Origin of the sequence: Reichenbachiella faecimaris (assembly GCF_900176375.1) — a bacterium.
GTDB lineage: Bacteria > Bacteroidota > Bacteroidia > Cytophagales > Cyclobacteriaceae > Reichenbachiella > Reichenbachiella faecimaris.
In genome coordinates this window covers 640,499-666,313 of record NZ_FWYF01000001.1, presented here as the reverse complement: position 1 = coordinate 666,313, position 25,815 = coordinate 640,499, and the positions used below count along the sequence as shown (strand labels likewise).

Annotated in this window: 26 protein-coding genes; 16 read left to right on the top strand and 10 right to left on the bottom strand. The window is 40.3% G+C overall.

What is annotated here, in order from left to right; all coding sequences use genetic code 11:
• Window positions 1-89 precede the first annotated feature (89 nt).
• From B9A58_RS02860 to B9A58_RS02850, 3 genes are all read left to right on the top strand, one after another.
• Window positions 90-1,631: an SDR family NAD(P)-dependent oxidoreductase gene (locus B9A58_RS02860; RefSeq protein ID WP_084370912.1), complete on the top strand. Its 1,542-nt coding sequence runs from the start codon at window positions 90-92 to the stop codon at window positions 1,629-1,631.
• A 108-nt stretch (window positions 1,632-1,739) separates the two neighbouring features.
• The gene (locus B9A58_RS02855; protein ID WP_084370911.1) at window positions 1,740-2,351 is read left to right on the top strand and encodes a BamJ family beta-barrel-assembly machinery protein; all 612 of its coding nucleotides are present in this window, start codon (window positions 1,740-1,742) and stop codon (window positions 2,349-2,351) included.
• A 234-nt stretch (window positions 2,352-2,585) separates the two neighbouring features.
• Window positions 2,586-4,133 carry an AbgT family transporter gene (locus B9A58_RS02850; protein WP_084370910.1) on the top strand — a complete coding sequence of 516 codons (1,548 nt, stop codon included), beginning with the start codon at window positions 2,586-2,588 and terminating at the stop codon, window positions 4,131-4,133.
• Between the two features lie 52 nt (window positions 4,134-4,185).
• On the opposite strand, the gene B9A58_RS02845 is transcribed toward B9A58_RS02850, so the two are convergent.
• The 4 genes from B9A58_RS02845 to dnaK all read right to left on the bottom strand — a co-directional run bounded on the left by B9A58_RS02845 (window position 4,186) and on the right by dnaK (window position 9,341).
• Window positions 4,186-4,878 carry a hypothetical protein gene (locus tag B9A58_RS02845; protein WP_084370909.1) on the bottom strand — a complete coding sequence of 231 codons (693 nt, stop codon included), beginning with the start codon at window positions 4,876-4,878 and terminating at the stop codon, window positions 4,186-4,188.
• A 66-nt stretch (window positions 4,879-4,944) separates the two neighbouring features.
• Window positions 4,945-6,543 carry a tetratricopeptide repeat protein gene (locus B9A58_RS02840; RefSeq protein ID WP_084370908.1) on the bottom strand — a complete coding sequence of 533 codons (1,599 nt, stop codon included), beginning with the start codon at window positions 6,541-6,543 and terminating at the stop codon, window positions 4,945-4,947.
• A gap of 163 nt (window positions 6,544-6,706) precedes the next feature.
• On the bottom strand, window positions 6,707-7,258 hold the full coding sequence (locus B9A58_RS02835; RefSeq protein WP_084370907.1) for a hypothetical protein: 552 nt from the start codon (window positions 7,256-7,258) through the stop codon (window positions 6,707-6,709).
• A 160-nt stretch (window positions 7,259-7,418) separates the two neighbouring features.
• The gene (gene dnaK, locus B9A58_RS02830) at window positions 7,419-9,341 is read right to left on the bottom strand and encodes a molecular chaperone DnaK (protein WP_084370906.1); all 1,923 of its coding nucleotides are present in this window, start codon (window positions 9,339-9,341) and stop codon (window positions 7,419-7,421) included.
• Window positions 9,342-9,745: 404 nt separating this feature from the next.
• On the opposite strand from dnaK, the gene B9A58_RS02825 reads away from it, so the two are divergent.
• Window positions 9,746-9,985: a hypothetical protein gene (locus B9A58_RS02825; RefSeq protein WP_084370905.1), complete on the top strand. Its 240-nt coding sequence runs from the start codon at window positions 9,746-9,748 to the stop codon at window positions 9,983-9,985.
• A gap of 122 nt (window positions 9,986-10,107) precedes the next feature.
• Here the strand turns inward: B9A58_RS02825 and B9A58_RS02820 are convergent, their stop codons facing one another.
• On the bottom strand, window positions 10,108-10,323 hold the full coding sequence (locus B9A58_RS02820; RefSeq protein WP_176214658.1) for a DUF3185 family protein: 216 nt from the start codon (window positions 10,321-10,323) through the stop codon (window positions 10,108-10,110).
• 321 nt (window positions 10,324-10,644) lie between these two features.
• On the opposite strand from B9A58_RS02820, the gene B9A58_RS02815 reads away from it, so the two are divergent.
• The 11 genes from B9A58_RS02815 (at window position 10,645) to B9A58_RS02765 (ending at window position 20,754) form a co-directional block, all read left to right on the top strand.
• Window positions 10,645-11,031: a hypothetical protein gene (locus B9A58_RS02815; RefSeq protein WP_139793716.1), complete on the top strand. Its 387-nt coding sequence runs from the start codon at window positions 10,645-10,647 to the stop codon at window positions 11,029-11,031.
• 178 nt (window positions 11,032-11,209) lie between these two features.
• A complete protein-coding gene (locus tag B9A58_RS02810; RefSeq protein ID WP_084370902.1) occupies window positions 11,210-12,793 on the top strand; it encodes a peptide chain release factor 3 in 1,584 nt (527 codons plus the stop codon).
• Between the two features lie 206 nt (window positions 12,794-12,999).
• Entirely contained in the window at window positions 13,000-15,474 is a 2,475-nt protein-coding gene (locus tag B9A58_RS02805; RefSeq protein WP_084370901.1) for a DUF5686 family protein, read from the top strand.
• Window positions 15,474-16,211: an RluA family pseudouridine synthase gene (locus B9A58_RS02800; RefSeq protein WP_084370900.1), complete on the top strand. Its 738-nt coding sequence runs from the start codon at window positions 15,474-15,476 to the stop codon at window positions 16,209-16,211. Before B9A58_RS02805 ends, B9A58_RS02800 begins: the two co-directional genes overlap by 1 nt.
• Before the next feature lie 2 nt (window positions 16,212-16,213).
• Entirely contained in the window at window positions 16,214-16,528 is a 315-nt protein-coding gene (locus B9A58_RS02795; protein WP_084370899.1) for a DUF6787 family protein, read from the top strand.
• Complete coding sequence (locus B9A58_RS02790) at window positions 16,521-17,492, top strand: aminodeoxychorismate synthase component I (RefSeq protein ID WP_084370898.1); 972 nt, start codon at window positions 16,521-16,523, stop codon at window positions 17,490-17,492. Before B9A58_RS02795 ends, B9A58_RS02790 begins: the two co-directional genes overlap by 8 nt.
• Window positions 17,476-18,069, top strand: a complete 594-nt coding sequence (locus B9A58_RS02785) for an aminotransferase class IV (RefSeq protein ID WP_084370897.1) — start codon at window positions 17,476-17,478, stop codon at window positions 18,067-18,069. The genes B9A58_RS02790 and B9A58_RS02785 overlap by 17 nt, the downstream gene beginning before the upstream one ends.
• Window positions 18,070-18,176: 107 nt before the next feature.
• A complete protein-coding gene (locus tag B9A58_RS02780; RefSeq protein WP_317042036.1) occupies window positions 18,177-18,998 on the top strand; it encodes an energy transducer TonB in 822 nt (273 codons plus the stop codon).
• Between the two features lie 54 nt (window positions 18,999-19,052).
• A complete protein-coding gene (locus B9A58_RS02775) occupies window positions 19,053-19,289 on the top strand; it encodes a hypothetical protein (protein WP_084371948.1) in 237 nt (78 codons plus the stop codon).
• 145 nt (window positions 19,290-19,434) lie between these two features.
• Window positions 19,435-20,304, top strand: coding sequence for a formyltetrahydrofolate deformylase (gene purU, locus B9A58_RS02770; protein WP_084370896.1), 870 nt, complete (start codon window positions 19,435-19,437; stop codon window positions 20,302-20,304).
• A 75-nt stretch (window positions 20,305-20,379) separates the two neighbouring features.
• A complete protein-coding gene (locus tag B9A58_RS02765) occupies window positions 20,380-20,754 on the top strand; it encodes a hypothetical protein (RefSeq protein WP_084370895.1) in 375 nt (124 codons plus the stop codon).
• Window positions 20,755-20,759: 5 nt separating this feature from the next.
• Here B9A58_RS02765 and B9A58_RS02760 read toward each other — a convergent pair whose 3' ends face one another.
• The 3 genes from B9A58_RS02760 to B9A58_RS02750 form a co-directional block, all read right to left on the bottom strand.
• A complete protein-coding gene (locus tag B9A58_RS02760; protein ID WP_084370894.1) occupies window positions 20,760-21,329 on the bottom strand; it encodes an acyl-CoA thioesterase in 570 nt (189 codons plus the stop codon).
• Window positions 21,330-21,409: 80 nt separating this feature from the next.
• Complete coding sequence (locus tag B9A58_RS02755; protein WP_084370893.1) at window positions 21,410-22,447, bottom strand: alpha/beta hydrolase; 1,038 nt, start codon at window positions 22,445-22,447, stop codon at window positions 21,410-21,412.
• A gap of 197 nt (window positions 22,448-22,644) precedes the next feature.
• Window positions 22,645-22,992 carry a 4Fe-4S binding protein gene (locus B9A58_RS02750; RefSeq protein WP_084370892.1) on the bottom strand — a complete coding sequence of 116 codons (348 nt, stop codon included), beginning with the start codon at window positions 22,990-22,992 and terminating at the stop codon, window positions 22,645-22,647.
• Between the two features lie 106 nt (window positions 22,993-23,098).
• On the opposite strand from B9A58_RS02750, the gene B9A58_RS02745 reads away from it, so the two are divergent.
• Window positions 23,099-24,103 carry an acyl-CoA reductase gene (locus tag B9A58_RS02745; RefSeq protein WP_084370891.1) on the top strand — a complete coding sequence of 335 codons (1,005 nt, stop codon included), beginning with the start codon at window positions 23,099-23,101 and terminating at the stop codon, window positions 24,101-24,103.
• Window positions 24,104-24,272: 169 nt separating this feature from the next.
• Here the strand turns inward: B9A58_RS02745 and B9A58_RS02740 are convergent, their stop codons facing one another.
• Window positions 24,273-25,166 carry a cation diffusion facilitator family transporter gene (locus tag B9A58_RS02740; RefSeq protein WP_084370890.1) on the bottom strand — a complete coding sequence of 298 codons (894 nt, stop codon included), beginning with the start codon at window positions 25,164-25,166 and terminating at the stop codon, window positions 24,273-24,275.
• On the bottom strand, window positions 25,167-25,709 hold the full coding sequence (locus tag B9A58_RS02735; RefSeq protein ID WP_084370889.1) for a pyridoxamine 5'-phosphate oxidase family protein: 543 nt from the start codon (window positions 25,707-25,709) through the stop codon (window positions 25,167-25,169).
• Between the last annotated feature and the right edge of the window lie 106 nt (window positions 25,710-25,815).

Below are 25,815 nucleotides of genomic sequence, written 5' to 3'. Positions count from 1 at the left end.
GTCTACCCCATTAACAACAATTGATTTTTACTTTCTTATAGATTTAATAATCTGTTTGTTTCCGTCATATCGTACCTTTGCGCCTCGAAATGACAACAGAGAAGAAAAGTATCAGTAAGGAAGATTTAGAAGCTTGTTTAGCAACCCTGCAGGGATTGGTTGAAGATAGTCAGCCACTCGTGGATTTGACTGAGGAGCAGCGTGTGGCTTTGATGAAGGCGGCAGGAGAAGTCTCTCGTCCTGATCGAACAGAATTGCGCAAGCGTAGAAAAGACCTTAAGAATAAGGAAAAGACACAAATTCGGAAACAGGATCGTCAGGCAAGAGAAGCTACGGGTATCCGCTCAGCTAGAACAGCCAAAATTTTCGAAGCGCCTGATCAAATCTTATTACCCGCGGCCAAACTAGAGATGGAAGGCCAGGAGCTGAATTCTCCCAGAAACTGCTACGTCTGCAAAGCAGAATACACCAAGCTGCACCCATTCTATGATACCATGTGTGAGACTTGTGGTGATTTGAACTATGCCAAAAGGTTTCAAACGGCAGACCTGACTGGGCAGGTCGCCTTGATGACAGGCTCCCGTTTGAAGATTGGTTATCATGTCACGCTGATGATGCTGAGGGCAGGTGCAACAGTGATTGCGACTACACGTTTCCCAGCTGATTCGGCCATACGATTTGCTAAAGAAAAGGATTATTATAAATGGAGCAAGAGACTGCATATCCATGGGTTGGATTTGCGTCATACGCCAAGTGTAGAGTTGTTTTGCACGTACATAGAGCAGACGTATGACCGTCTGGATATCTTGATCAATAATGCTGCTCAGACTGTTCGTCGTCCTCCTGGATTCTATGCTCACATGATGGAGAAGGAGCAGTTGCCTTTCGAGGAACATTCAGCTGATGTGCAACAGTTATTGACCAGTCATCACAACTGTTTGAATAGAATAGGAGTGGTAAGTCCATCAGGAAAGGATACCTCTTCACTGGCTGTTTCCTGGAACGAAAAGGCGCCAGGCCTTGGACTTCGTGCTTCTGCGCAATTGTCACAGATTCCATACAGTTATGATGGAGCTTTGCAAAACGAAGAGGTTTTCCCAGAAGGGAAATTGGATGTGGATTTGCAACAAATCGATCTACGGACTACCAACTCTTGGCGACTCAAGCTGGGAGAGGTACCAACCCCAGAATTGCTGGAGGTACAGTTGGTAAATTCCATTGCGCCCTTTGTGCTTTGCAATCGTTTGTCGACCATGATGAAACGAGAGAACACAGGTATCAAGCACATTGTGAACGTGACGGCTATGGAGGGTAAATTCTATCGTTTCAAAAAAGAGCCTCGCCATCCACACACTAATATGGCCAAGGCAGCATTGAATATGCTCACACATACTTCAGCAGGAGAATTAGCAAAACATGGTATCTATATGAATGCAGTAGATACAGGCTGGGTGACTGATGAAGACCCAGCTCAGATCGCCAAATTCAAGGAAGAAGTACATGACTTTCAGCCACCCTTAGATATTGTAGATGGTGCTGCAAGAGTGATGGATCCCGTTTTTGATGGCATCAATAGAGGGGAGCATTGGTGTGGGAAGTTTTTGAAGGATTATTTTCCGATTGATTGGTAGGTTCGAATTCAAGATTCAAAATTTGTGTTTTGTGAATTGTGGTTTCTCCCTAGTTTGAAAGCCTATATTAATCCCCTACCTTTGCGCCCTGAATAAAAAGACAATATAATGACAGAATTAAACACTGAAGAACAAAAATTCAGTTACGGACTAGGACAAAGTGTGGGTACTAACTTCACCAATGAAGGATTCAATGAAATTTTCGAAATCGACGCCTTCATGAGTGGATTGGGTGATTCATTTGCTGGCCATAGTGAGTTGACGGTAGAAGAAATCAACACAGTGATCCAAAAGAAAATAGGTGAATTGAAGGCGGCTACACACGGCGACGCCAAAGAAAAAGGGGAGGCGTTCTTAGCGGTAAATGCTGAGAAAGATGGCGTGACTGTTTTGGCCAGTGGTTTGCAATATGAGGTAGTGGAATCTGGAGATGCTGCGGGTACAAAACCAACACCTTCGAGTCAGGTAACCACACACTATACTGGAAGTTTGATAGATGGAAAAGTGTTTGACAGTTCTGTGCAAAGAGGTGAGCCAGCTACATTTCCAGTCAATGGCGTAATCGCAGGATGGACTGAAGCACTTCAGCTGATGGTGCCTGGAGATAAGTGGAGATTATACATTCCATTCGATTTGGCATACGGTGACAGAGGAGCAGGGGCGGATATTCCTCCATTTGCCGCTTTGGTATTTGATATAGAACTGATATCTGTCGCGTAAGCACAGCTCGAAAGGGCTAAGTCTAACGTTAAATTATAAAGTGGTCTTGGCATTTTGTCAAGACTTTTTTTGTTTTTGGCAATCCAAATTCTCCCTATATGAGCATTGAAAGTCAATTCTATGAGAATTGATAGAATTGAATTAATTTGGGATGATTTACCATGAGGTAATTAGGTTTGAAATGATTATTTCAAGCTGACTTTAATTTGATCTATACCAAACAATATTTAAACAATGACATCTAATTCATCCAATGATAATGGGCTGGTAAGTAAGCTACTCGGCCATGTAGAGCGCATTGGCAACAAGTTGCCAGATCCCGCTATTCTATTTTTAGTATCCATATTTATCGTGTGGATATTGTCTGCCTTGATGGCTTCCATTGAGTTTACAGAAATAAATCCCAGAGATGGCCTGCCGATCAGGGTGCAAAACTTATTAACGGGTACTGCACTGACTACTTTTCTAGCTAATCTGGTGAAAATATTCACAGGATTTGCTCCACTGGGAGTGGTATTGGTAGCTATGCTTGGCGTGGGTGTAGCGGATGGTTCGGGATATATCCATACGGCCATAAAGATGATGCTTAAGAAGACGCCCAGTTTTCTATTGACTCCTGTAGTAATATTTGTTGGAATCGTTTCTCATTCGGCTATTGACGCTGGGTACGTGCTGGTTATTCCATTGGGGGGAATTATATTTTACGCAGCAGGCCGACATCCATTAGCAGGCATAGCTGCTGCATTTGCTGGTGTCTCTGGAGGTTTTAGCGCCAATCCTTTGCCCTCTGCAATAGACCCATTGCTTCAAGGGTTTACTCAGCCAGCTGCTCAGATTATAGATCAGGCCGTTCAGGTCAATCCACTGGCCAATTATTACTTTACAGCAGCCTCCAGTATTCTCGTGACTTTGGTGGGATGGTATCTCACGGATAAAATCATTGAGCCTAGATTGAATAAAAATAATCCTGTGGATGCGGATGTGGAAAAAGCACCTGATATGGGCGAATTCACAGCTCAGGAGAAAAAGGGTTTTTGGATCGCTACCATAGTAACTCTTGTGGTATTTGTCTTATTTGTTTTGTCTCTGTTACCCGCCACTTCACCTTTCAGAGATGCAAGTGGATCATTGACCTCCTTTGCGGCACCAGTCATGCAGTCAATTGTGCCTTTGATCTTTTTGTTTTTCCTTCTGCCTGGGGTTATTCATGGCATTGTAGCAGGCAAGTTCAAATCAAGCAAAGATGTCATAGATGTCATGTCAGAGTCTATGAGAGGTATGGCTTACTATGTGGTGATGGCTTTTTTCTGTTCATTATTTATTTATGCTTTTGGTACTTCCAATCTGGGTGCATTGTTAGCGATCAAAGGGGCTAATTTCTTGAAGAGTTTGGCACTTTCGGGTCCTGTAACGATTACAGGAATAATTTTCTTGGCTGCATTTGTAAACCTATTTGTAGGTTCGGCTTCTGCCAAATGGGCCATGCTGGCGCCTATCTTTGTGCCCATGCTGATGCAGCTGGGGTACTCACCCGAACTGACTCAGGCTGCCTATAGAGTAGGAGATTCTTCTACCAATATTATCACACCTTTGATGCCATATTTTCCATTGGTGGTAGTTTTCTGCCAGAAGTATGTCAAAGGCACGGGCATTGGGACCTTGGTGTCTGTTATGATTCCTTATTCTATTGCCCTACTGATTCTCTGGACAATCTTTTTAGTCACCTTCTGGGTATTGGGCATTCCTCTTGGGTTGCAAGCTAGCTACATGTATGGCGGGTAAGTAAAATATTTTTAAGCGTTGAAGGTCTTGGTTTAACAGTCAAGACCTTTTTTTATGGACAGAAAAATAGAGATACATAGCCAGGTATTTTGGCTTTTTGACTGACTTGGAATACATTGAAATCACCAGCAATGTTTGATGTAGATTTTGTGATTAGTTCAGTTATTTTGTCTGCGTTCTTCATTTCTTCTCCTGCATCTACTCTGATCTCATAAGTTGCTGGAACTCCCATGCCTGGACGCTTGGTTACAGACTCGGGTAATATTCGAACTCTAATTCTTCCTTTAAAACCATTTTGCTCCAAGATGAATTTGACCTCACTCGCTAACGTTTCAGCTTCAAGTCCTGAGGTGCTACACCAAAATATATCATAATTCCAAAATTTATAATTCGCCTGTTCTGAAGCTTTAACTGATGGTTTGTCAAGGGGGTTAGTATAAGTTTGAGCCTCTTGATTTGAGTAAATTTTATCTTCTCCACTTTTTAATATCTCTAGAAAACCAGTTTTCATATTATCACTGGCCATTGAACTGACTATGACTTTTACGGCTAGGATTCTCTTTTCATTTTCGGACTCAAGCGCATCAGTTACAGATTCATATATTTTGAAGTTCAACTCCCTGTCACTCTTTTGCTTCGCGAGTTCATTGTTGAATTGATTGACTTTTATAGTATTGTAGGTAACTAGTAGAGCTGTAATAATGCTGACAAAAGTGGAGACTCCAGCGAGTGTGATTTTATTCATAGTAGATTGAGGATGGTCGCATATCTAAATTAATAAATACATAAAAAAATAAGGGAATAAAAATTTTTAATTTCTAAAAACATCCAAAGTGGCTTGAATCTCTTGAGCTTTTTCATTCTGATTCATAGCTAGATAAGCCGTTTTTTTACCTTGGAGGGCTTTGGCTCTAAGTGGCGTGCGAGCTAGCCCCTGATCAAACATCAAGATGGCTTCTTCATACCTGTCTTGAGTCATTAACCAATAACCATATTGCTCGAACGAAGGCAGTGGAATGTTTGGTGGCCCTTGAGGTAGGGGGAGTTGGCTTTCGAGAGTTACCGCTAGTTTGAGTTGAATTTCGGCATTCTCTGATTGGCCTTTTGTGATGTATAATAAAGCCTTCATCTGGTTCAATATAATTTCTGCACTCATTATAGTCTTTTTGTTAGGCGCATAGCGCGTGTAGCCCGCACTGCACATGGCTATGCCATCCGTAGTGACCAACAATTCGGCGGCAGCGATCTTCGCCTCAAGTGTTTCTATTTGTTCCTGTATGGTTTCCAGTTTACCCTCCTCGGCTGCCATAAGGCTCACAAAAAAGTGATGTTGAGCAATATTTACTATGCTCAGGTCTTCTATATCTATTACTAAAGGTGCTTGATTCAAATTCCAAGAACCAGCTTCCAGCACCTGAAAATTTTGCATGCTGACTAAATAGCCACGGGCAGATGGTGTTTGAGCATTCACTGCATAAGTCAACATATCCTTCATGAGTTGAGTGGCCTTGCCAAACCTTCCTTGTTGCAAGTAGGCATAGTGTAGCCATTGATAACTATGAAATCCACGGGCGCTGTCTCCAAGATTCAGTCTTTCCATTTTTCGAACACTCGCTCCATAAGAGTTTTCATTGGACGAAGCTACTTCATTCCACATGCCACGATTGAGATAGATGTGAGACGGCATGTGTAGCGCATGAACAGCATCTGGGGCAGTGCTGGCATATCTATTGGCTGCTTCTATTCCTTTGATCGCGAGGTTTGGACTGTCATACGCATGGATAGTATAGTGCAAAGCGCCGGGGTGATTAGGGTTCTCTGCCAATATGCCCTGTGCAATTGCGGCAGCATTGATGTTTTGATCTTGTGAGCCATCTCTAGGTGCCGACCATAAAAGGGACAGGGCATAAAAAGCCGCAATTTCTTGTTGGTCAGGGTTGGCCTTATGAAGCTGAGATAAATGATCAGCAAAAGCTTGATTCCGTTCTTTCAATTCCCCTTCACCAAACAATAACTCAAGTCCAATCCAAAAATCTCTTTCTATGCCTTCTTCTGTTTTGGCAATTCTCTCTTCTTGAGTAGCTGCTACCATTTGCAGTACTTTTCTGCCTTCTTCCACATTTTGTAGTCCCCAGAGTGCTTTGTAGTATGACATGGCCATGCCCCAATAAGCCATCATTTCGTTGGGGTCAGCTGCTGCAGCTGTGCCAAATGATTTTCTTGCATCTTCATACTCAAAACTGTGAAGTAGAAGAAGACCTTGTTCGAAATCAGCTCGTGCCTTGGCTGAAACAGGGAATCCATGTTGGAGTTCACCCAGTGTAGCAGATGGGGTGGTGTTTTCTTTTGGGGATTGGGTGCAGGAAGTGATCAATAGCACAAAGGCTAAAAATGGCGCAGCATTTTTCATGGTTGATGGATGTTGATATGTATTGAAAGTTAGGGGAATAAATCTGGACTGGCAATGACGGGAGGTTTTTGGGAAAGAAAGGTACAAGTTGCAAACTTACGCCAGCTAGGGGTGTTTTTGTAGGAGCCATATAATGTGCCTTAGAACTAGTGACAGTTAAGCCTTATGAGATTCCCTTGCTCGGATGCCAGATTTGGCTCAAATCTACGCGTGAATTGAATTCATCATGAGTATCATAAACGGACATTTCATTTATGAGCCATTGGTTTTTAACTTTTAATAGAGAATATAAGCCAATTCCTGAATCGTACATTTCTCCCTGGGCATTAAATCTTTTGTAACTAAAGTGAGCCTTAACCTTACTTTTTGTATTTATGTTATTTTGTATACCAAGTAGCTCCGTTTCAGAATGACTATAGTTTTGTTTGGCTAATCTTTTGAAAACTATTTTTGCCATTAATTTTGCTGAAATACGACCTTTGATTAAAGATGAAAATATACTTCCAGTATAAATTTTTATTGTTTTTCCTTTTCCTTTTTTACCAGTTGCATCTATTCCGTACTGATATACATTAATTTTCTGGTTTGGAACAAAATGGCTTAACCACCCATCCACATCCTGATTAGAAAAGTCATTATTGTATTCAATGCAAAATTTGTGATATAACTTTTCCCAAAGTTCCTTTAATTCAACTTCATTAGAAGTGTTTTTCATTTTGATTGTGTCGAATTGATGAATATTGAGCTCTTATGATCGATATTTCACTACCAAAAATAACCCAAAACCCCGACCAACAAAAAAGCCTCTCTGGTTTCCCAGAAAGGCTTCATATATCTAAAGTCTAGAATCTAGATACTAATATCTAGCATCTAACTTACTTCTTTTCATCCACTTCTTCGAACTCTACATCCGACACGTCAGAGTCAGCTGCACCTGCTTCTGGTCCAGCTTGTCCAGCGTCGGCTCCAGGAGCTCCACCTTCCGCACCTTGAGTCGCAGCGTACATCTCTTGAGATGCACCTTCCCATGCTTTGTTCATTTCTTCCATGGCAGTGTCTATCGCAGCCAAATCAGCACTTTTGTGTGCTTCTTTCAACTTCTCTAGTGCAGCAGTGATTTTGCCTTTGTTGTCATCAGACAATTTATCGCCAAATTCGTTCAACTGCTTTTCTGTTTGGAAGATCATAGAATCTGCTCCATTTAGCTTTTCTATTTTCTCTTTTTCAATCTTGTCAGACTCTGCATTAGCTTCAGCTTCTTGTCTCATTTTCTCGATTTCTTCTTCTGACAATCCAGATGAAGCTTCGATTCTGATACTCTGCTCTTTGTTTGTGCCTTTGTCCTTAGAAGTCACGTGCATGATCCCATTGGCATCAATGTCGAAAGTCACTTCGATCTGAGGAATGCCTCTTGGTGCTGGTGGAATACCGTCCAAGTGGAATCTACCTAAGCTTCTGTTGTCCTTGGCCATTGGTCTCTCGCCCTGTACCACGTGAATTTCTACAGAAGGCTGGTTGTCAGCTGCAGTAGAGAAAGTCTCAGACTTCTTAGTTGGGATGGTGGTATTGGCTTCGATCAATTTGGTCAATACACCACCCATGGTCTCGATACCTAGGGAAAGAGGAGTTACGTCAAGTAATAACACATCTTTTACTTCACCAGTCAATACACCCCCTTGGATTGCCGCACCTACAGCCACTACTTCGTCAGGATTCACACCCTTAGAAGGCTTCTTGCCGAAGAATTTTTCTACTTCTTCTTGAATGATAGGAATACGAGTAGACCCACCTACCAAAATCACTTCGTCGATGTCAGACTTAGAAAGACCAGAATCTTTCAATGCTTGTTCTACTGGTTTCATTGATCTTTTTACCAAAGCGTCAGCCAATTGCTCAAACTTCGCTCTAGACAATGATCTCACCAAGTGCTTAGGGATGCCGTCAACAGGCATGATATACGGCAAGTTGATCTCAGTGCTAGTAGAGCTAGACAATTCGATCTTTGCTTTTTCAGCAGCTTCTTTCAAACGTTGAAGTGCCATTGGGTCTTTTCTTAGGTCAATGCCTTCGTCTTTTTTAAACTCGTCGGCCAGCCATTGGATGATCACTGAATCAAAGTCATCTCCACCAAGGTGCACATCACCATTTGTAGATTTTACTTCGAATACACCATCGCCTAGTTCCAAGATAGAAATGTCGAATGTACCACCACCAAGGTCATACACAGCGATTTTCATATCTGCGTTTTTCTTGTCCAATCCATAAGCCAATGCCGCAGCAGTAGGCTCGTTGATGATTCTTTTTACTTCCAATCCAGCGATCGCACCTGCTTCTTTAGTGGCTTGTCTTTCTGCATCGTTGAAGTAAGCAGGGACAGTAATTACTGCTTCTTTCACTTCAGTACCTAAGTAGTCTTCAGCGGTTGACTTCATTTTCTGAAGGATCACTGCAGACAATTCTTGAGGTGTGTAATTTCTGTCTCCAATTTTTACTCTTACCACGTCGTTGTTTCCGCTTTCTACGGCATAAGAAACACTCTTCATTTCGTCAGAAACTTCTGCAAATTTCTTACCCATGAAGCGCTTCACAGAGCTAATTGTATTTTGTGGGTTGGTAATCGCCTGTCTCTTGGCTGGATCACCTACTTTTCTTTCTCCTTTGCCACCGTCCAAGAATGCCACGATAGAAGGTGTAGTTCTATGTCCTTCGCTATTTGGGATAACGACAGGCTCGTTGCCCTCCATCACAGCCACACAAGAGTTGGTAGTACCTAAATCGATTCCGATTATTTTTCCCATGATCTATTTGTTAATTATATCTTCTTAAAAATCTTTTACTAATCTGTAAAGCCTTTTAACAACAGCTATGCCAAAACAGTTTTGCTACTGACGTGGTGACAGATTGGCAGAATCGAATTTAGATTAAGGAATTGCGACTGACGAATTTGGGGTGATTTAAAACAAAACCCTGTCAAAATGTTTAGGGGATAGACTGGTTTTTCTTTTGCTCTTGGGTCTTGTGTAGGGAAAAAGTATGGCAGACATTTCAATAATCAATTAACTCAAAGTCCAACTTTAATCGAGCAAGTAGATGCAGAGGGTCAACCTGAGTTCATCACTCATGTTGATCATGATGTGCCTCAAAGCGCCATAAATCTGGTAGAACATGCTGAAGAAACTTATACTGAATCCAGAAAATATCATTGATTGAAAGCAACGTTTATGCGAAAGCTGAACCAGCAAAGGTTTTAGAAAAAGGCAAAATACCAAATGATTCAGTGCACAAGAGAAAGTTAGAATCCTTTGGCCTTGGCGCCTTTAGATTATTCGTGATTGCTTCTCTCGTAAGGTTTTCTACAGGTTTTACGCCATTATTGCTGATACTGATAGGTCTTTCTATGGTAGGAGGGGGATTGAGCTTTCAAAAAAATCTCATCCAATAAGAAAAAATGGAAAGGACGATTTTTTGGTGGATTTACAGTTGTAACCGGCTTGTTGCTGCTTATTTTGCTGGGGATATCAGCAGTAATACTTTCTGCTTTAGGCAACACCTAATTTTAAGAAATTAAGCCTTTCGAATTAACTTAAGTACGCCAAACAAAGCTGCAGCTATTCCAATGATCAAGCATACGTAATAAGAAGTTTCGTCCATGGTGTACGACCCACTAAAAGCATTGCCGATGGCCTGTCCTATTTTTTTAGGCGAATGGCTCTCCGCCCAATAGATGAAAAATGCGCCTACCAATAAATATATAATACCTGATTTGATGTTTTTGTTCATAATGACTTTGATCTTTGTCAAGTAGTAATGTACAACTAATCGTTCTTTATATTTCTTTAAAAAAGGAGAATAGAAGTGATTCATTGTCATAATCTAAATCGAACTTAATAATATGTACAAAGCCATCATAGCTTGCCTTCTACTTTTATCTATCCATGGATGTGTGTTTAAAAAATATGGGAGGTATTTCAATAATAATAAAAGTGCGATAACTACCTATCAAAGGCCAGTATTGGATGAAAAAACGGATGTTTTAGTTTCAATTACGATACCAAACTAAATAAGTTCGGAGAATCCAAATTATCAATTGAGCCGTCTGAATTGATAAATCAATCATTGGTCATTAAACCTGATAGTATTTCGCCAGTCAATCAAGACTCTATAGTGCATGACTACCAAAAGGCTGAAGCTGTTGAAGATGAGGATAATCGTAAAATCGAACCTTTTGGTGTTCTTGGACTTGGGCTGGGAGTTGCTGGAGTCATAGCAACGATCTTAATATTGGATGCTGGTGGCGTCATTGTTTTACCTCTGCTTGTTATTCTAGCTGGAATGGGCTTGGGTATATTCTCTTTGATCAGAATAAGGAAAAATAAAAAGAAGTGGAAAGGCAAAGGTTTTGCGATTGCTGCTACAAGCATAGTTGGTATAGTATTAGCTGCTGCAATGTTGTTTGCTATTATTTTAGCAAGTGCCGACCTTTCATAGTCTTGTTTGATTCTTCTAATTAATAGTATGATACTTTTATTCGGATAAATCTTATCTCTGCTATCTTTGCGCCCCGAAATGTAACCCTTCTATTGTCATTTCGACGATAGGAGAAATCTCATTATAGTTCGATAAGATTTCTCATTCCACTAAGTTGCATTCGAAATGACAAAAAAATATGAGTCTGACAGCAGAAATAAGCAAACGAAAAACCTTTGGTATCATCAGTCACCCAGATGCGGGAAAGACAACCCTAACGGAAAAACTCCTGCTTTTTGGTGGTGCAATCAAGACGGCAGGTGCCGTCAAGTCGAACAAAATTGATCGTCATGCTACTTCGGATTTTATGGAGATTGAAAAGCAAAGGGGTATTTCTGTGGCTACTTCCGTCATGGGGTTCGATTATAAGGATAGGAGAATCAATCTATTGGATACACCTGGTCACCAAGATTTTGCCGAAGACACTTATCGTACACTAACTGCTGTGGATAGTGTAGTGCTTGTGGTCGACTGTGTGAAAGGCGTGGAGATTCAGACCGAAAAACTGATGGAAGTTTGTAGAATGAGAAAAACACCAGTGATGGTCTTTATCAATAAACTGGATAGAGAAGGGCAAGATCCTTATGATCTGCTGGATGAGATAGAAGCTAAATTGGACATAAAAGTTCGTCCTTTGAGCTGGCCGATCAGTATGGGAAAAACCTTCAAGGGCGTATATAGTCTGTACGAAAAGAAACTGAAGCTATTTAAAGCTAGTAAGCAGCAGTTGGATAAAGAAAATGATATCAGCATTGAGGATATCAACGATCCTGTGTTGGACGAATTAATTGGTGAACGATATGCTGAAACACTTAGGGAAGATGTGGAGTTGGTGGACGGAGGCTATCCTGAGTTTGACATTGAAACGTATAGAAGTGGGGAGGTTGCACCTGTATTCTTTGGTAGTGCAGTGAATAATTTTGGTGTGCAGGAACTGTTAGACTGCTTTATTGATATTGCACCTGGTCCGGCACCTCGATATACAGAAGAGAGACAAATATTGCCTGAGGAGTCTAAGTTCTCAGGTTTTGTCTTCAAAATCCATGCGAATATGGATCCCAAACATAGAAACAGAATTGCCTTTGTTCGTGTATGTGCAGGTCAGTTTTCTAGAGGGAGTACTTATTACCATTCTAGGTTAGATAAGAAATTCAGATATTCCAATGCCACAGCTTTTATGGCTCAAAGCAAGGAGGTGATAGACGAAGCATATCCAGGAGATATTGTTGGCCTTTATGATACGGGTAATCTGAAGATTGGCGACACGCTGAGTGAAGGAGAAAAGGGTATGTACAAAGGTATCCCTAGCTTTTCGCCGGAGATTTTTAGGGAAGTGGTGAATATGGATGCCATGAAAACTAAACAGTTGGAGAAGGGTCTGACACAATTGATGGATGAAGGCGTAGCTCAATTATTTACCTATGAAATGGGCGCACGCAAAGTTGTGGGTACTGTAGGAGCACTTCAGTTCGAGGTGATTCAGCATAGGCTTTTGCATGAATATGGGGCAACGTGTAGGTTTATGCCAATGAATTTATTCAAAGCCTGCTGGTTTAGTAGCACGGACAAAAAGAAACTGGATGAGTTTATAGATTCCAAATACCGACATATTGCTAAGGATAAGGACGGTAAATTGGTTTTTATGGCAGAGTCCAAGGCATGGTTGCAAATGGTACAAGACAACTTTCCGGAAATAGAATTTCACTTTACAAGTGAGTTTTAGGTAATTTCACAGCTTAATAACGGAACGCATCTTTTATTGCAAAACTTGCATCTTTTATTAACGCAGCGGAGTTAAGGTTAAAACAATATTAAATAGTTACGTTTTGAGTATTTGATTGTCATTGGCGTACGTGAAGTAAAAGACAGGAGTGTCTTTGTCATGTATGTAATTTTTCAATCAAGGTCAATCAAACTTTGCCATTTTTCATGAATACCAATTTTACCAAAACCTCATTTTCATACTTAATTATAGCACTTCTTACTTTGGTAGGAAGTGTTAATGCTTTGGCTCAAAGCGTATCTGGGCGAATTTATTCAGAAGATGATAAAGAGCCACTTACCTTCGTGACTGTTGCGATTAGTGGTACTAGCACAGGTACCATTTCTGATATAGATGGAAGGTTTAATCTGGTGATACCTTCAGGGTATGATGGCAACATCACTTTTCAACATGTGGGATATATACGTTCTGTACTTACAGTTAGTCAGATTAAGGCTTCCCCAATCATTTATATGGAAAAGGAAGTGACTGAGCTTGAGGAGTTGGTCTTTGAGGCTGGAGAAAATCCAGCCAATATTCTAATGAGAAATGTAATAGAAAACAGAAAGAAGCATGATCCTAAAAGATTCTCTCAGTACAGCTATAAATCTTATACCAAGGATGTGTATCACTTGGATGCTGATGCCAAGACTGCTGATTCTCTTGCGAGAAAAATCAAAGAAGAAAGCCTGGCTAATGCTCAGGATACCAGTACATCTAAGGCCAATACTAAGTTTTTCAAAGTAGATAGTTCATTCAATACCAGACACTTATATGTAGCAGAGTCTTATTCTGAGACTAAGTTCATAGAGCCTGGTTTGAAGAATGAAACCATTTTGGCAACTCAAATATCTGGTTTGCGAGGAGGATTATTTGCCGCCTTCAGTGGTTTGTATCAACCCTTTGGATTCTATAATGACATTCTGGATATTTTCGACAAAGACTATATCAATCCGATTAATCCAGCGGGTTTATCCCAGTATGAATTTTATATAGAGGACACGACGTTTTTTGAAACGGATACCGTTTTTGTGGTGAGTTATGCGCCTAAAAAGGGTAAGAAATTTGATGGACTCGAAGGACTCTTGTGGGTGCATGCCAAAGACTACGCACTGACCAATGTTACGGCCAAATCCTCAGTGGCCAATTCTAAAATAGATGTAAGTATCCAACAGCGCTATGATAAGATTCTAGGCAACTGGTTTCCTGTACAGCTCAATACAGACATCATTTTCAAAGAACTCAAATTTTATGGTCGGAATTTGATACTAGAAAATAGAAGGTATTTATCAGATGTTAATTTGAAGACCAGTTTTACGCAAAAGGACTTTAGTGATGTTGGGATCACCCTGAACAAGGTAAATGCCAAGGAGCAAAAAGAAATTTTGGATGCCAATCGAGCAGTGCCACTGGACTCCATGGAAATGAACACTTTTGTTGCGGCGGATTCTTTGTATAAGAGTTTGCGTGTGGTAGAAGGTGTGGCTGAATCTATGCTCACTTTAAGGCTGAATATGGGTAAGGTCGATATTCGTGTAGATGATTTCTTTGGGATCAATAGTTATGAAAAGTTCAGATTGGGGGCTGGATTGGAGACTAATAATCGTTTCTCAGAGCGATTGATCATGGGTGGATATGCAGGATATGGTTTTGGAGATGAAGAATGGAAATACGGCACTAACTTAAAATATGTCTTTGATAGACGTACTGAAACGTGGGTACTCTTTACCTATCAAAAGGACTTGAGAGAAGTGGGTACGCAGCAGTTTTTTGAGGGTAAAATATCTAGTATAGAAGATTTAATTAGGTCATTTCAAGGTAATCTTTTCGATAGACAAGAAACGTATAAACTGAGTCTGAATAGGAGAGTGGCACCTTTTCTATACGCTCAAACCAGCCTGTCAAAATCGCAGCAGCAGTCCACCTATGACTATATGTACGACAATACAGACTATTCAAATAACTTTTTTGATATCAACGAAGTGTCCCTTTCTTTCAGATATGTAAGAAATGAGCAGTATTTGGATCTTTATGGAAAAAAAGTATTGTATGACTATGACTTCCCTGTGATGAATTTTAAATACAGTCATGCCAATTCCAGTTGGTTAGGTGGTGACTTTGATTACAATAGATTCGATGCCAGTTTGGAGTACAAGAAGAAATACTTTTTAGGGAAATCAAATATATTGATTCGAGCAGCTTATGTGTCTGGTGATGTGCCCTATGGCCACATGATTACAGGACTTGGAAACTCCACTTCCAAATTGAGTGTGCCAGAATATTTCCAAACCATGGAAATTTATGAGTTCTTGTCAGACAAACAGGTGGGGCTGTTTTTTAATCACAATTTTGGCAATTTCTTGATTTCGAATAGAGTGATGAAGCCTGAACTAATCCTATATCATAATGCCGGATATGGCACCTTGTCTAATCCTGAAAGACATCAGGAAGTACCATTCAAGACGATGGAAGATGTCTACTTTGAATCTGGTCTTGGCATCAAAAAATTGATTAGATTAAACTTTGTTGATGTTGGATACATGGGCTGGGGATTTGATGCCATCTATCGACATGGGGCGTATGCCTATGAAGCTACAAGCGACAATCTATTCTTTAAATTAAACATGAAAATCAATTTGTAATGGGGAAGCCATTTATATCTATATATGAAGACAATCATCTGCTTATTGTAGACAAAGCTTCAGGTGTTCTCGTACAAGGCGACAAAACAAGGGATAAACCACTGCTTGAATATTGTAAGGAATATATCAAAACCAAGTATAACAAACCTGGAGAGGTGTTTTTAGGCACTGTACATCGTCTAGATCGTCCAGTGAGTGGAGCTATAGTTTTTGCACGGACGTCCAAGGCGCTTGAGCGGATGAACAAGCTTTTTAAAGATAGAAAAATCAACAAAACCTATTGGGCGGTTGTGAAAAACAAGCCACCCAAGAAGGAGGATAAATTAGTGCATTATCTGAAAAAGGACGAGAAAATCAATAAAACTACAGCTTACGATCAGCCTACGGATGGTGCCCAAAGAGCGGAATTGAACTACAAAGTATTAGGTAAACTCAACGATCACTTCTTGCTTGAAGTAAGGCCCTTGACTGGACGGCCACATCAAATCAGAGTGCAATTGGCGTCTATGGGTTGCCCGATTAGAGGTGATCTGAAATATGGATTCCCAAAAGCAAATCCAGATGCAAGTATCAACTTACATGCCCGAGCGTTGGATTTCATTCACCCAGTAAAAAAGGAGCCAGTTAAAATATTGGCGGGCGTCCCAGTCAATGATTTCTGGGAGCAGTTTTTAGTCCTGGATAAATCAGCCAAAGAAATGGCCAAAAAGGATAAGTACAAAGACAAGCTCTATTGATTATGAGTTTCCTGCAATCTCTGAAATCAAGGTGGAAGCTGAAAAGCTTGGCGCAGGTTGTTTGGGTGCTTATCGCCTTTGCATGTACGGGTTTTACAGTAATGTTTCTTAAAACACCCATAGTAAACTGGATTGGAGGCAGTGAGGGCAATGACGCGCTGCTTACAATTGTTTACTACATTTTTATCCTTCCGATTTATAATATAATCCTATTGATCTATGGCTTTGTTTTCGGGCAATTTGCGTTCTTTTGGGATTTTGAAAAAAAGATGTGGTACCGAATGACCCGTCAAAAGCACAAGATCAAGAGTGAATAAAGCAGCAGCCATTCAGCAAATCAACTCGTTGGCCACATCGGGTACTCCTTTCTTGCTAATAGCTGATTTTACTTGTGAACATAATCATGTGTTGCCAATAAATCAGATCGATCCAGCTGAGATATTATTTGACATTAATGGAGTTAAAAATTTAGAAGAATCTACCAATCCAAGGACTAGTATTAAACTAAAGAGGTCACCCATTTCTTTTGATGACTTTAAAAAGAAATATGATCAGGTACATTCAGAAATAGCCAAGGGCAATACGTACTTGCTGAACCTAACCCAGCCTACACCCATTTCTACTTCTGCTGATCTTAAAGAAATATTTACTGCAAGCAATGCCAAATATAAGCTTTGGTTCAAGGATGATTTCGTGGTTTTTTCACCCGAGATCTTCGTTAAAATTCAGGAAGGAAAAATTTCTTCTTTTCCCATGAAAGGAACCATTGATGCTGATTTGCCCAAAGCCGCTGAAACTATTTTGTCAAGTGAAAAGGAAATGGCCGAGCACGCGACTATTGTGGATCTGATTCGTAATGATATGAGTCAGTATGCAAAGCATGTGAACGTTGAGGAGTTTAGATATATAGACGAAATTAGAACCAGTGAAAAGCATTTGCTGCAAGTCAGTTCAAAAATCACGGGTCAGCTGAGTGATGGTTTCTTAGCTCATTTGGGTGATATTATCTATTCATTGTTGCCGGCAGGTTCTATTTGTGGCGCACCCAAGGAGAAGACTTTGGGGATCATTGGAAAGGTTGAAGGGTATGAAAGGGGGTATTATACTGGCATTGTTGGGTATTTTGATGGAGAAAATTTTGACAGTGGGGTAATGATACGATACATTGAAAAGCAAAGAGAGCATCTTATATATAAAAGTGGTGGAGGTATACATTTTCTTAGTGATGCCGAAGCTGAATATCAAGAAATGATAGATAAAGTTTATGTGCCTGTTCATTGAAAGCATTTGTTGTGTGGATGGCGAATTGCAATTGTTAGACTTGCATCAAGCCAGAGTCAATCGAACCTTTTTTACCAACTTTGGCTTATTGGCCAAACCTTTTAAATTGACTAAAATCATTAAGCAAATTCCTACCAACGGAAAATACAAGTGCAGGGTGGTATATGATCAGAACCATTCAGATTTTGAATTTGAGCCTTATAAAACGCCGAAGATTGAATCCCTTCAAATCATAGATGGTGGGTCTATAGATTATAGGTTTAAGTATGAAGATCGCAAAGCTTTGGATCAATTATATAAGTATCGAGACGGGCGCGATGATATAATAATTGTCAAAGATGGCTTAGTGACAGATAGTTACTATGCCAACCTAGCCTTTTTTGATGGGGAAGAGTGGTGGACGCCCGAAAAGCCATTGCTTGAAGGTGTACAAAGGCAATCTTTATTGGATCAGGGACTGCTTCATAAAGCTATCATTAAAACAAAAGAACTTCACAAATACAGACGGGTTTCACTTATTAACGCGATGCTTGGCTTAGATGAAATTGAAGTGCCAATTCAAGCCATTATGTATTGATTAAAAACTGATAAGTATCATTTCCTTTCTAATACTAGCATCATTTTATAAAATGTGAGTAATGACTTACTTGTAATAGCCATTAAAACTGCTAAAAACAAAATGTCATGGAAGCAACAATCAAAAAACCTGGACGATTGAGCTTAAAGGCCAATCCTTATCGAGAGAAAATAAGCAAAGTCAAAACAGAAACTCAGCTGCTTGGGCAACCGCTTATTTTGGATAGACAAGATTATGATGATTTGATCGCATGGAAGAGGAATAGGCGCAATCTGCAAAGTAGCAGGAGTACCATGTACTTTTTTATTGGACTGAGCATAGCATTGGCTGTTGTTATTGTAGCGTTTGAATGGAAATTTCAAGACGATGCAATGGTGGCTGAGTTAGTACTAGGAGATGCGGAATGGGAAGAGATACAAGATATACCTCTGACCAATCAACCACCCCCGCCTCCTCCTTCACAACAAATCCAGCAACCAAATATCATTGAAGTGCCAGATGAAGAAATACTGGAGGAGATCGAAGTCAATATGGATGTTGAAGCTACGGAAGATATGGTGGTAGAAGAAGTAGAGTTCACTATGGAAATTGAGGAAGAAGTTGCTGAAGAAATATTTATAGTTGTTGAGGAGAAACCTGAGCCTATTGGCGGGGTGAAATCTTTCTATCAATATGTGGCAGATCATATAAAATATCCAGAGGAAGCTAGAAGGAATCATGTAGAGGGAAGAGTATATGTCCAATTTGTGGTGAACAGTGAAGGTAAGATCAGTGATGTTGTGACCATCAAGGGTATTGGAAGAGGGTGTGATGAAGAAGCCGTAAGAATAGTGGAACAAGCGCCAGACTGGAATCCTGGTAAACAAAGGGGTAAACCCGTGAGTGTCAGAATGGTATTGCCCATTACATTTAAGCTATATAATCGATAATTGGGTGACTTAAAAAGTATTTCCTTTTTTAAAAGAGAAGTACTTTTGTATTCTATGGATAGAAAAATAAAACTCATCTGGGATATGCATGGCCAACACGCCAAGGGCACTGCAGAGCATCATGCCATACATTTAACAGAATTTGCAGAAAGAGAGAAAGTTGTGACTATGGGCGTGGGTACGGAAAACCTTTCTGACATGCACAGCATCGCCTATATGGTAGTAGACGAGAAGGATATGATTACAGTGAGGGATGCCTTGAGACCACAAAGAGCTGAAGTGGCGGAGTAATAGATTCAAAATTCAATGTTAAGGTTCAATATTTATTGAAAAGGAAGGGGATGAGCATTTTAAATCTTTAACGTGGAATCTTGAACCTTAAATTCTCTGTATCTTTACAGAGACAACATTCCCCATTTAGAAATTCTGGGAAACTATGTCTGATTACAAAATCACGTTTTTGATCCAATGCCATGATAGCAAGGGGATCATTTCAAAAGTCACCACTTTTTTTTACGAAGAAGGATTCAATATCCTGAGTTGTCAGCAGTTTACTGATAACATTCAAGAGGCGTATTTTATGCGTGTCAGTCTGGATGCCAAAGATTTGACTTATAGCAGGGAAGAACTCAAATCTCGATTTGCCAAGGTGGCTCATAGCCTAAGTCTGAAATGGCGAGTACACTTTACAGAAGACAAAGAAAACGTAGTCGTATTGGCCTCGAAAACCACGCATTGTTTGTTTGACATTCTGGAGAAGCATGGTGAAGGCAAACTGCATTGCCACATTCCATTAATCATAGCTAACCATGAGTCTATCAAATATGTGGCTGACCAATTTGGCATTCCATTTCATTATTTACCCATTACTGGTGAGAATTGGAGGGAACGACAAGGTGTCATTTTAAAATTATTGGTAGAGCATCATGTTGATTTGATCGTGATGGCCAGATTTATGCGGATTCTTTCTTCTGATTTCATCAACCATTATCAGGAGAAAATCATTAATATCCACCATGCCTTTCTTCCTGCTTTTCAAGGAGCTAACCCATACAAAAGGGCTTATGAAAGGGGGGTGAAGATGATAGGGGCAACAGCCCACTATGCCACTGACGACCTGGATGAAGGGCCAATCATAGAGCAGGATGTAGAGCGTGTGTCTCATGCCAGTACACCTTCGAGCTTGGCGCAAATAGGTTCTGATATAGAAAGGAAAGTGCTGAGCAAAGCAGTGAAATATCATTTGGATCATCGCATCATTGTAACTGGCAATCGTACAATTGTCTTTCCAGAAACGGAGGATTGATCTTTTGTCTGCTGAACAAAATTAGCTAAATTGACAATGCAGATTTTGAGATGTCATGGTTTAACCTAACTGAGTATGACTTTTGTACATCCAACAATAACGATCCGTCTGGCACCTGAAATAGAAGAGAACTGTCTCATGTTTCAGTTTGAAAACAAATTCACTATTGACGCCTCTGTTCAAGCCACCAAATATTGGTCAAGCGTATTTGAATCTGACAAGTCTAGCTTATACAGTTTTATTTGGGATTGTTCTCAAATGTCAGGTTTTGAACCATCTGCAAGAAAGGAATGGTATCGCGCCATGAAGCTATATAAACATCGTGTTTCTCACATTACAATAATTTCCCCCAATATATTAATTCGTGGTGCTGCGCGCGTAATGATGGAAGTATTTGGTGTGAAATCAAAAATGCTTAAGTCCAGGGAGGAATTAAAAACAAGTGCTTAGAGTTTTTAAAGTGAAAATTTTTTTAAATCTAGCTTACACCTTTCTCCTTCCAATAAGGCTTTTGGTGTACTCTCAGCTAGCATATTAGTTACTTCTTTTACCTTCTGACGATAATCTTTTTTCAACTCCTTGCGCTTGATAGCTTCTAAGAACAAACGAACTTCTTCTTGAGATTCCAGGATCAACTCTGGTACTTTGGTAGGCTTATCATCATCACCTTTGGCCACCATAGTCACGTAAGAGTTGTTAGTTTTCTTGAGCGTGCCCTCCTTTACATTTTCTGCAATGACATTGATACCAACCACCAAAGAAGAATTGCCAACATAAACCACAGAAGCTTTGAGGTGAACCAAATCACCCACTTCTACTGGCTCAAGAAAGTCAACGTTGTCTACTGAAACAGTCACGCAGTAGTTAGCAGCATGCTTGCTGGCGCAGGCATAGGCTACTTTATCAATCAAAGAAAGCAGAATGCCTCCATGTATTTTCCCACCAAAATTGGCATAGGAAGGAATCATCAATTCAGTGATGGTAGTTTTGGAGTAGCTGACCGATTTGGCTTTCGCGTTATTCATTATTATGGTCTTGGATTAGAAAGGCCGAAATTACGCAATTCTGAGCTGCTTTTCTTGGCAAACATTCAATTTTAGAAGATTCATAATATCTCCTGATTCAAATTGAGAGTATCGTATTGCACTGGAACAATACCCAACACTTCTTCTATGAATAAACTCGTTTCATGAATAACGCTTTCAATATCATTGGATTGCAGGTCAGAAGCCATGACATGATTGCCAACATCAGGAAAAGCGACAACGCGTTTGAGAGATGCAGGTGTGTTGGTTTTGCTATCAAAATCAATAATGCCAGGAACAGATATGACATGATCAGATTCCTCGTCGTTTTTATAGTAATAACCAATAAAGTAGGGAGATTCTATTTTCTCAAATATTTGATCAATCATGGTTTGATCTAAAAGTTCTTGCAAGGCAACCAGAGCTTCCGAACGATAGGTAAGTGTCCAGTAGCGTTGGATTGGGGTGCCCACTTTTGTCGAATCACCTATTCTATAATCGCCTAGCACCAAATGAGTAAGCTCACGCCCCCAGGGCTTGTTGAGCAAGATGGCTGTGGGATCATCTATGGCAGTATTGGGCGAGTACATGATTTGGGCAGCAATTAAGTCGGGGTTATTGGCAGTGAGATAGATAGAAAGTGTACCACCAGTAGAGCATGAAATAAGGATTACTTTTTCGCCAATGACGTGGCCTACAGCAATGGCCTCTGCTGCCGAATGCATAAGTGCAGCAGGCGTGAGGCCTTCAAAGGCGTCTGACCCACTTAGTCCGTGGTGTGAAAGACGTGCCAAGTATAAATTGCATCCATATTTTTTGGCCAATGTTTGATGAACAGGATCTGATTCCATGACGCCAGCAGAAAATCCGTGAAGATAGACCATGGCGTAGGGCGTTTTTCTGACCGAATCTGCCCAAATGATTCGAGATTCGTTTTCTGGTTTGATGTTTGGAAACTGACTTTCGAAGGTAGCTATGGTACTGTCTATCTTATCGATTGAGATATCCAGTGTTTCGATGTTGCTCGACACTTTTTCAAACACTGGTCGTGGTCCCTGCCAATACACGAGGAAGACAAGTAAAATGATGGCAATCATTATTTTGTATCGTTTCTTCATAGGAGTAAGGTCGTGTAGATTTTGGAATTAGTCAATATGTTGTTTTAAATAAACCTTGGCTGGTTTGCATCTTTTAAACCCTATAGTGTTTAAAACCCTGTTAGGGATCCAGTTATAATTAGACACAAAAAAACCACGTCCGAAAGGACGTGGTATATATCATTGTTGCCAAAGACTTGGCTTTGGGTATATGTCTTTTACTCGTTGTGCAACCAAGCTTTTTTAGCCAAAAGCTCATCTTCTGTTTCTACGTAATCTGGATCATCAACACAACAATCCACCGGACAAACAGCTGCACACTGTGGTTCTTCATGGAAGCCGTTACACTCCGTACATTTTCCAGGAACAATGTAATACAAATCGTCATCAACGGGCTCCTGTGGCGCATTGGCATCCACCTGAGTACCGTCTTCCAGTTCAACTTCTGTCAAGCTAGTGCCTCCAGCCCAATCCCACTCGATTCCACCTTCGTAGATCGCAGTATTTGGGCATTCTGGCTCACAAGCTCCGCAGTTGATGCATTCGTCGGTAATAATTATTGCCATTTCCGTTTATTTATTGATACTTAAAATAAGTGTGCAAAAATAAGGATTAATTTTGCGTGCCAAAATGTTTGGCTCGTTAGTTTAACTATACTGATTTAATTGATTTATGTTGTTGAATGACAGAATAAAATCCTTCGAAACGCTCGGAATTCGTTTGAAAAATCTTTCAGAGGAGGAACTGGAGGAGCTGTGTTTAGGAGCAAAAAACGAAAATGCTTGGTTCGTGGATGACAACATCAAACTGGCACTGGATGGTGTAGGGTTGTTCTTAAACAAGACAAATCTGGAGTCATGGCTTGGTTCTTATCAAATAAATGCAGTAAATCCTAAAAAAATTGGCGTTATTGCTGCTGGCAATATTCCTTTGGTTGGATTTCATGATGTGATGTGTGTGCTGCTATCTGGACATTATTTGATGATCAAAATGAGTTCTAAGGATGGAGTTTTGATGCGATTCGTATTGGAAGAACTTTTCAAAATTGAACCTAAGTATAAACCCCAAGTCACATTCGTAGAGCGCATGAATGAAGCAGATGCCTTTATCGCAACAGGAAGCGACAATACAGCCAGATACTTCGAATACTATTTTAAAGACAAACCAAATGTGATTCGAAGGAATAGGACGTCAGTGGCTGTTCTGACTGGTAAGGAAACAGCTGAAGACTTTAGGAATTTGGGTCATGATATTTTCCAATATTATGGATTGGGTTGTCGCAATGTGTCTAAAGTTTTTGTTCCTAAAGATTATAATTTCAGTCCATTTCTAGATGCACTAAAGCCGTACGAGCCTATCATCCATCACCACAAGTACAGAAATAACTACGATTACAACAAGTCCATCTACCTGGTGAATAGTGAGCCATTCTTAGATACTGAGTTTTTGATGGTTAGGGAAAGTGAGGATTTGGTTTCCCCTATATCCGTCTTGTACTATCAGGAATATTCAGATAATAAAATGTTGGTATCTTATCTAAATGATAATGCGGATAAGATCCAATGCGTGGTTGGTGCTGACGATGACCAAATTCCATTTGGTCAGGCACAACAGCCTGGTGTCTCAGACTATGCTGATGGGGTAGATACCATGGCTTTTTTGACGGGCTTGTCTTAAGGTTGTCTTGATTTCACTTCGTTATAGGTTTCACGGTAGGCTTCGTGCGCTGTGCCCATCCAACGTCCCGACGGCTAAAATATAAGTCGTAGTTGGCATTGAACAGCTTGTGATGCATGTTGTGATGGTAGTTGCTCTGAGTCTAATTGACTTTGAGTTTACGAAAAAATCAACATTCTTCTAGATGGCAATGCTCGTTGGGAGACTCCAACTCTATTGTGACATGATCAATCTCCCCAGCCTTAAGGATTTCTCGGGCCTGTATTTTGATTTTAGCGCCAGTGTTCAGATCTACGTCCTGATCTAAAACTAAATGAATGGTCATTACATGGTAGTCGCCATCCATCGTCCAGGTGTGCATGTCGTGCACCTTAGCCACATGCGCTATTTGACATAGTTTGTTTTCCAGTTCACTGGTATTGACATCAGGGGGGATGCTTTGAAGTATGATTTTCAAACTGTTTTTAAGGTTGCTAAATACGTTGAATAGGATGTATCCAGCAATCATTAGAGATAGCAATGGATCTAGGATAGGGAAATCAGTAAGACTCATTACTACACTCCCGATCAGCACAGCTACCCAGCCCAGTACGTCTTCAAGAAGGTGAAGCGATACGACCTTTTCATTGGCAGTTTTTCCATTTCTTGTTTTTAGTACAGCAGCACCATTTACGATTACGCCTAGTATGGCCAAAACGATCATACCTTTAGCATCTGGTTGCTCAGGGCTAATCAATCTGGGAATGGTTTCCATCAAAATAAAAATGGATCCTACCAGAAGAACAACAGAATTCAATATGGCACTGAGCACGGAAAATCGTTTGTAGCCATAAGAGAACGTTTGGGTGCGTCCCTTATGAGAAATTTTCTGAAAGTACCAGGAGATTCCTAAACTTAAACAATCACCCAAATCATGTATTGCGTCCGAGATGATTGCCACACTGTTGACATAAAAACCGCCAACAAATTCAATAATGGTAAAACCTAAATTGAGAAAAAAGGCCGTCTTGATGTTGTCTACATCGTGATGGTTGTGATCATGTCCGTGATGATGATGTGGCATTTATATTTTTTGTCCAGTAGGCAGGCCATCTAGTGATACCATGTTTTTTTCTTTCCAGTATTCCTTTACTTTTTGTCTGCCTTTTTTGTCATGAGCAATATCTAACAAATCTCTGTGTTCTACAAAATCATAAAGTGGAACAGCCATACCACAAGAGTGTTGAATCTGCTCGACCTCTACCAAAAAGATTTGACGAGCGCCTGTATTTTCTTTGAACAGGGGGGCATGGGTAGTCCATTCTGGGTCTTGTTCATAGATGGCTTTTGCAGAACCATAAATTCGCATAATGTTGGGCTTACCATCAAAGGCGCACATCATGATGGTCATGCGATTGTTTTGCAAAATGTGAGCAGCCGTTTCGTTGCCACTACCAGTCAGGTTCAACCAGACCACTTGATTGGGTCCTATGATTCGGAAGGAATCTGTTCCCTTAGGGGATAGGTTGATCTTACCATCAGAAGCAGCTGTAGCTACAAAGAACATTTGCTGAGCTTCAATAAATTTTTGTGTTTTTTCGTCTATTGACGTCAGGAGTTTAGACATATAATTTAAGCGTTTAATAGAATTTAACCAGTTGTACGAAAAGATTGAATGATTGATTTACTGAGAGAAATTAATTATATTCCTTTGGAGAATTAATGCAGCATTT

Excerpts from the sequence above, each read along its gene's own strand:
- B9A58_RS02745 (WP_084370891.1), top strand. The coding sequence starts at position 23,099 with ATGTTGTTGAATGACAGAATAAAATCCTTCGAAACGCTCGGAATTCGT.
- B9A58_RS02835 (WP_084370907.1), bottom strand. The coding sequence starts at position 7,258 with ATGAAAAACACTTCTAATGAAGTTGAATTAAAGGAACTTTGGGAAAAG.
- B9A58_RS02755 (WP_084370893.1), bottom strand. The coding sequence starts at position 22,447 with ATGAAGAAACGATACAAAATAATGATTGCCATCATTTTACTTGTCTTC.
- B9A58_RS02775 (WP_084371948.1), top strand. The coding sequence starts at position 19,053 with ATGGATAGAAAAATAAAACTCATCTGGGATATGCATGGCCAACACGCC.
- B9A58_RS02855 (WP_084370911.1), top strand. The coding sequence starts at position 1,740 with ATGACAGAATTAAACACTGAAGAACAAAAATTCAGTTACGGACTAGGA.
- B9A58_RS02735 (WP_084370889.1), bottom strand. The coding sequence starts at position 25,709 with ATGTCTAAACTCCTGACGTCAATAGACGAAAAAACACAAAAATTTATT.
- B9A58_RS02785 (WP_084370897.1), top strand. The coding sequence starts at position 17,476 with ATGTGCCTGTTCATTGAAAGCATTTGTTGTGTGGATGGCGAATTGCAA.
- B9A58_RS02750 (WP_084370892.1), bottom strand. The coding sequence starts at position 22,992 with ATGGCAATAATTATTACCGACGAATGCATCAACTGCGGAGCTTGTGAG.
- B9A58_RS02800 (WP_084370900.1), top strand. The coding sequence starts at position 15,474 with ATGGGGAAGCCATTTATATCTATATATGAAGACAATCATCTGCTTATT.
- B9A58_RS02810 (WP_084370902.1), top strand. The coding sequence starts at position 11,210 with ATGAGTCTGACAGCAGAAATAAGCAAACGAAAAACCTTTGGTATCATC.
- B9A58_RS02845 (WP_084370909.1), bottom strand. The coding sequence starts at position 4,878 with ATGAATAAAATCACACTCGCTGGAGTCTCCACTTTTGTCAGCATTATT.
- B9A58_RS02760 (WP_084370894.1), bottom strand. The coding sequence starts at position 21,329 with ATGAATAACGCGAAAGCCAAATCGGTCAGCTACTCCAAAACTACCATC.
- B9A58_RS02780 (WP_317042036.1), top strand. The coding sequence starts at position 18,177 with ATGGAAGCAACAATCAAAAAACCTGGACGATTGAGCTTAAAGGCCAAT.
- B9A58_RS02860 (WP_084370912.1), top strand. The coding sequence starts at position 90 with ATGACAACAGAGAAGAAAAGTATCAGTAAGGAAGATTTAGAAGCTTGT.
- B9A58_RS02840 (WP_084370908.1), bottom strand. The coding sequence starts at position 6,543 with ATGAAAAATGCTGCGCCATTTTTAGCCTTTGTGCTATTGATCACTTCC.
- B9A58_RS02820 (WP_176214658.1), bottom strand. The coding sequence starts at position 10,323 with ATGAACAAAAACATCAAATCAGGTATTATATATTTATTGGTAGGCGCA.
- purU (WP_084370896.1), top strand. The coding sequence starts at position 19,435 with ATGTCTGATTACAAAATCACGTTTTTGATCCAATGCCATGATAGCAAG.
- B9A58_RS02850 (WP_084370910.1), top strand. The coding sequence starts at position 2,586 with ATGACATCTAATTCATCCAATGATAATGGGCTGGTAAGTAAGCTACTC.
- B9A58_RS02740 (WP_084370890.1), bottom strand. The coding sequence starts at position 25,166 with ATGCCACATCATCATCACGGACATGATCACAACCATCACGATGTAGAC.
- dnaK (WP_084370906.1), bottom strand. The coding sequence starts at position 9,341 with ATGGGAAAAATAATCGGAATCGATTTAGGTACTACCAACTCTTGTGTG.
- B9A58_RS02765 (WP_084370895.1), top strand. The coding sequence starts at position 20,380 with ATGACTTTTGTACATCCAACAATAACGATCCGTCTGGCACCTGAAATA.
- B9A58_RS02795 (WP_084370899.1), top strand. The coding sequence starts at position 16,214 with ATGAGTTTCCTGCAATCTCTGAAATCAAGGTGGAAGCTGAAAAGCTTG.
- B9A58_RS02805 (WP_084370901.1), top strand. The coding sequence starts at position 13,000 with ATGAATACCAATTTTACCAAAACCTCATTTTCATACTTAATTATAGCA.